The 5,895-nt window shown below is 41.1% G+C and carries 4 protein-coding genes; all 4 read right to left on the bottom strand.

Annotated elements, in window-relative coordinates:
• Positions 1-143 precede the first annotated feature (143 nt).
• The 4 genes from JEU20_RS14635 to JEU20_RS14620 are packed head-to-tail and all read right to left on the bottom strand — an operon-like array spanning position 144 to position 5,756.
• On the bottom strand, positions 144-749 hold the full coding sequence (locus tag JEU20_RS14635; RefSeq protein WP_198246891.1) for a 3'-5' exonuclease: 606 nt from the start codon (positions 747-749) through the stop codon (positions 144-146).
• A 47-nt stretch (positions 750-796) separates the two neighbouring features.
• A complete protein-coding gene (locus JEU20_RS14630) occupies positions 797-2,977 on the bottom strand; it encodes a thioredoxin domain-containing protein (RefSeq protein ID WP_198246890.1) in 2,181 nt (726 codons plus the stop codon).
• A gap of 14 nt (positions 2,978-2,991) precedes the next feature.
• Positions 2,992-4,101: an FIST signal transduction protein gene (locus tag JEU20_RS14625; RefSeq protein ID WP_198246889.1), complete on the bottom strand. Its 1,110-nt coding sequence runs from the start codon at positions 4,099-4,101 to the stop codon at positions 2,992-2,994.
• 38 nt (positions 4,102-4,139) lie between these two features.
• Positions 4,140-5,756 (bottom strand): SagB/ThcOx family dehydrogenase, encoded by a 1,617-nt coding sequence (locus tag JEU20_RS14620; RefSeq protein ID WP_342590526.1) that lies wholly within the window; start codon positions 5,754-5,756, stop codon positions 4,140-4,142.
• Positions 5,757-5,895: the final 139 nt, after the last annotated feature.

Below are 5,895 nucleotides of genomic sequence, written 5' to 3'. Positions count from 1 at the left end.
CCATTGCACCTACTTTTAAAAATGAACACTTAATCAGTTCTGCTTTGCGCACCATAATATCCGGGGCGGTGCCATTTTCAAGAAAGCCGTAGCCTTTGTCTTGAAACCATTTTTTAACGAGTGTTTGCAATTATTATTCACCTCTATGTTATATTTTTATATTCATTATATATACGCAAAGCGACATAGGCATCATTCGCCGCATACAATAATTGATTGTCAGACAACTTAGGCATTGCCCAATTGGATGTTGATATATGTTTTGATTTATTAAAATTCTTGTTAAAGACTATGGCAACGGCAGCTCTGGCACCTATTTGATCACGATAGCCTTTTTCACGAAACACAGTACAAAGATCGAGTACTGCATTGAGTTTAACACCAAATTTATTATAAATATGTGCTTTATCAGATTTTAACCCAAAACCCACTTTAAGTACTTTATCTGATTGAAATATCTCCAGCAAATATTGCCGGCAATCTTCATGACATAGCTGAAAAATAAAGGCTTTATTCGATAATGAAAATTGAACGACATGCGGACCTTCGCTTTTCTCACCTTTGGCAAAAGTAGGCTTTGATTCAGTATCAAAACCGACTATTTTAGAATTTATAATTTCATTTGTCGCTGTAACAAAGGCTTCTATTGAGTTAGGGACAAATATTTGCTGCAAAAGAAGGCCGTCAAAAGGTGCTAACAACTTTGACTCTTGCTTTGTAGGTGACTGCTTTGTAGCTGATAGTAACATATTTTATAAGTCTTTAGCTTGAACTATTAATTGCTGAATGTTCCCATTTACAGCGAAAGTTTTGCCTGCAACTCATCTGAAGAATGGATAGGTGCAGCACATTGAAAACCGGAGCAAATATAGGCAATCCCTTCGTCCTGAGCTCGATGTTCAGATAAGTGTTCAGATAAGTGTTCAGATAAGTGTTCAGATAAGCGCTTTGGTAAGCGTTCAGCTAAACCTTCTGGTAAGTCATTATAGGTATTATCAATGGCCAAACAAAGCTGATTGGGCGCATATTTCTTTTGACAAAGACTCTGCCATTCTTTCACCACACTTTCTGAACCACGCAGTACAATGATTGTTGGTGGGAAGAGTATATCTTCTAAGGCCAACAATAAACTAGCATGTCCATAAGGCATTTGTTGCAATTTTGGCCATGCGGCACGAACCGTTCTTTCTGCCGCATCAATGTATTGAGTATTACCCAGTATATGGCCTAATCGACCTAAAGCAAAGGCTGCGACCGCATTACCACTGGGAATAGACTCATCTGAAAACGACTTAGTGCGAGTGATCAGCGTTTCATGGTCGTTGGCGGTAAAGAAAAACCCGCCATTTTCTTTGTCTTCAAACTCTAATAGAAGCACATCAGCCAATTGCATGGCAAAGTGCATGTCTTCAGTTTTCCAGCGCACTTGCAGCAATTCAATCAAGGCATCCAATAAGAAGGCATAATCATCCAGATAGGCCGCTAAACGAGCCTGACCATCCTTATAGGTAGCCAATAGACGATTATCAAGCCATAAAGTCTGTTTGATAAATTCGACTGCTTTTTCAGCCGCTTCAATATATTCCGATTGCTTGTCTGAGCGCATGTTTAAGCCGTGCTGAAAAAGCCGCCCTGCTTTGGCTAGGCCTTTAATCATTAGTGCATTCCAGGCCGTCAGTATTTTTTCATCCCGACCGGGTTTTATCCGTTGCTCACGTTGTTCGAATAATAGCACTCGTGCTGTATCTAATAAGGAATCGACCGTTTCAATGGGCAAAGAAAACTGCGTTGCCAGTTCATTCCTGTCTGTATAAATATGCAGATTCCAGGCACCTTCAAAGTTACTGGATCTATCCAGACCATAATGCGCAGCTAGGATCGGATACAGTTGTTCGTCTGACTGAAGTATGTGTTTCACTTCGTCTCTATTCCAGACATAAAACTTTCCTTCCTGCCCTTCCGTATCCGCATCCAGAGTCGAATAAAATCCCCCTTCGGGTGCTTGCATTTCTCGAATAACCCAATCAGCCGTCTCTTCTATCGTACGCTTAAACAGCGCCGAAGCATCATCTCCGGTCTTTTTTGATGCATTTTGTAATAACTGCCAGGCATCACAATAAATGCTTAACAAGGGACCATTATCATAAAGCATTTTTTCAAAATGAGGGATCATCCAATAGTCATCGACTGAATAACGGCAGATTCCACCTCCTAGATGATCGTAGACACCACCTGAGGCCATCTTTTTCAGGCTAAAAAGCACCATTTCAAGTCCAGCGATGTCTTCATGACCTTGCTGTGCTGTCAAATTTTGATAATGCAATAGACCTTCAAGGCTGCTTAGGTGCGGAAACTTAGGGGCTTTTCCAAAACCACCATTGATCGCATCATAGGCTTGTTTAAGCTCTTCTCTGAACAGGTTAAATGGCTCGGCATTAATTTCATCCTGATTTTGATGCGGTTTTTCATAATCTTTGAGCGCTTGTTTTAAGCTAGTTTTAGACGCTATGACTTTTTCTGGTTGACTATGATAAAAATCAGACAATTGTTTTAGTAACTCAGGAAAGGCCGGCATTTGATACCGTTCCTCAGCAGGAAAGTAAGTGCCAGCATAAAAAGGCAGTTGATCATCCGCTGACAAAAAGACCGTTAGTGGCCAGCCTCCTGCTCGTTTAAGCATTAGTTGATGTGCAGTTTGATAAATTTTATCCAGATCAGGACGCTCTTCCCTATCTACTTTGATATTTATGAAATGCGTATTCATTATTTCTGCAATCGCTTCATTTTCAAAGGATTCATGAGCCATGACATGACACCAGTGACAGGCAGAATAACCAATTGAGAGTAAGATCGGTTTATTCTCTCTTTTAGCAAGATCCAGTGATTCTTGATTCCAAGGATACCATGCGACTGGATTATGAGCATGCTGTTGTAAATAGGGACTGGTTTCATTACTGAGTTTATTACTATACTTCATATTTATACACTCGCTTATACAAATAGCGTTAGCACACCCGTATAGCCATACAATTTATTATGGTGTATTTCACCATTGGCAAAAAAGCCGGTCAGAGGGAAATCACCGAGCGTATCATGGATCATTTTAATTTCTTCAGAATCTTTACCAAACTGCTCCCGCCCTCGCCCCAAACATGAAACATAAATCCCTCCTTTAGGCTTTTGTTTCAGACGGCTGGCAATTTTATCAAGCATGTCCTGCATATCATCAATGGCCGTTTGTTCATTACGTTCACAAAATATCATCTCATGCCCTTCAATGAGCTTATCATTAATGGCAAAGAGTTTTTTTCCAACATCCACACCCACCAGATTACGCACAATATAATCACTTTGATCGCTGCCATTAACACACAATCCGGTAAAGATTTCATTGGCACGATCCTTTAACGCGTCAATATGAGCGATGCCACAATCCTGCATCAAAACATCAAGGGCAGGCTGATTGTCCAGCGTATAAAGCACGTTATCTTTGGCACGAGTAATGGTTCGTTTAACAGCAATGGGCCGACATCCTTGGCTCAAATTACTTAACACGGGAATGTTTTCTGAAAAGAAAACACCCGAAACACCTCCCGTGAATACTTCATCAGACACCTGATATTGTTTATCACTGGAGGATGTCAAGCCACCCACTAGAAAGCAATCCTGTACCTGTTGTTGAATATCTTGAATAAGATTTTGTGTTTGCTGATAAAAAGGATCACCATGAATAATACCAAAGTGAGTCAAAAAATGATCTGTCTTATTAAACAATGCCATATCTTTCACATCTTTAATCAGTGGCAGCATAGAGAGTTCGTTCAGATCAAAGTTGGCCAATAAAATACTCACGGCAGGTCGGTCGTAAAGCTCCTGTCCCGTCGCAATAATACCAACACCAATGGTTCCAAGCCAATGCTCAATACCGGTTTTATTCTTACACTGTTTTAATAAATCAGGGTAGGCATCGGCCATCGCATCAGTGACATAAATGAAACCAAAGTTATACTCATCTGGGATTGCTTCAAGTTGCTTAAGACAGTCCATAATAACCGCCTGAGCATCGTCATACTGGCAACTTATATTTAAAAAATGTTCCATAAATTCAATAAGCCTTGTGTTTTAAATGTTTAAAATGCCTATACCTGACTATTTCGCTGTAGGTGTGCATACGGTGGCAAAGTCTGTAAGCGATTGTCCGTCAATGCTTTACCGATAGTAAAATGATAAAGACTCTGAAACGCCTGATTGCCTTCATTTAAGCCCATCAAGTCATGTACGCCATCATCAAAAAAACAACCAATGCCCGTACCGCGTAGCCCAATGGACTCAGCCTCCAGATAAAGCACCTGACCAATAAGACCCGCTTCCCAAAATAATTGTCGATAAAGCCAGGGCTTTTGCGTCATATTTTTCGCCAAGTGAAGTTCATATTCAGCTATCATGCCAAAACTTATCACCCCATCGCTAGCAATATCTTGATGACAGGATAATGTTTTGGCAGCTTCCTTCGCATCGCCTGCCATTAAACGGAACAGCTTTAAATGTTCTGGACAGTCATCGGGTTTAAGCCACTCATAGTCCTGATTTAAACTGCTTTTAAATTTGTTTTCTATGTCATCAGTGCGTAAAAAACAATACAAGCCGGGTTCCAATCCCTCAACTTGATGAATAAAAATAAGCAGGTGAATCCTAGGTCGCCATGCAATCGTATCACAGGCTGGTACGCCTTGACGCGACAAGGTTAAATCTAGCAGTCGATATAGCATTTGCTTGCTCAGCAATGGCTTGTTCGTCAACCCCGTATTCGCCTCAAAGTCCTGCGCACTGCGTCTTTGTTTAATGATCGTGCTGGCTGGCTTATCAGAATAGGATTCAGATATTAGTTCCGGCAAGACGGGAGCAGGCCATAAAGGCTCAGCGGTTTCAGGTTTAGTCGCTGCCAGTGATGCTTCAGAAATAATAGGCCAATCATCAAGATGCTGTGATGAAAGTACATTAGCCTGACCGAACCACTGCCCTTTTGCTGACTGTGCTATTATTTCTTTTAGGGTACTATTTTTTAGAGCACCGTTTTTTACTAGCAAAGAATCATCATAAAAGTCATTTTTCTGGGTTTTTATCAATAACATCACGTCCGAAAACTCACGTTCTGCTGCGGCAAAATCTGCCTCTCGATCCAGACCTAAAAGTATTTCAATGTCTTTGTCACTGGCAGACGTTAGAATATCTACTTGCCAGCCCAATGTAGCGGCTGCATAACGAATTGCTGCGATGGCATGGCCGACATCAAGCTGACAATAACGATAGGCACGCTCACCATATTTCCATGCTTCTCGCCAATGGACTGAAGACAGACCGATGAGAAAAGAATGGTCGGGAAGTATTGATTTTTTATGCCTAAATTGACAACGTTGTTCAAGAATGTGATCCCGACTCACATAGTGATAGACACCCTCTGACATAGCCTCACAGTTTTCGATGATGACATAAGCTTCAGTAGGATGTAAATTACCACTGGATGGATTACAACGAAGCGCCCAGCGAGTATCCTCATATTGTTTCCATGCCGAAAGCCCCAGTGACAACTCCAATAATTGAGCAATACTGTTTAATGAAAGCGGTTGTGATGGAATTGTTTCTGGATGGTCTAAATCTTTATACAATACCCTCGTCGGCTGTACAAGTAATGGGAGTTCCAGCTCAGTACACCCTTTGAAGGTTCTAAACGCCTCCGGCTGATTTTTCCAGTCCAAGCCCTCAGGACCTGATGCATAACGCTGAAAATGATGTTTGGTTTGCTGATGGTAGTCTAGGATTTTCTGCAGTGCTGATATATTCATAGCTAAGAGATGGGTCTCAAAAAAGAATAAACAATATGACAATTTTTAAGGT

The organism is methane-oxidizing endosymbiont of Gigantopelta aegis, from assembly GCF_016097405.1.
In the GTDB taxonomy this organism is placed as follows: Bacteria; Pseudomonadota; Gammaproteobacteria; order Methylococcales; family Methylomonadaceae; genus Methylomarinum.
This window is presented reverse-complemented; position numbering and strand designations above follow the sequence as displayed.

Bases quoted from the DNA above. Each gene is read 5' to 3' on its own strand.
- JEU20_RS14625 (WP_198246889.1), bottom strand. From the start codon at position 4,101: ATGGAACATTTTTTAAATATAAGTTGCCAGTATGACGATGCTCAGGCG.
- JEU20_RS14630 (WP_198246890.1), bottom strand. From the start codon at position 2,977: ATGAAGTATAGTAATAAACTCAGTAATGAAACCAGTCCCTATTTACAA.
- JEU20_RS14635 (WP_198246891.1), bottom strand. From the start codon at position 749: ATGTTACTATCAGCTACAAAGCAGTCACCTACAAAGCAAGAGTCAAAG.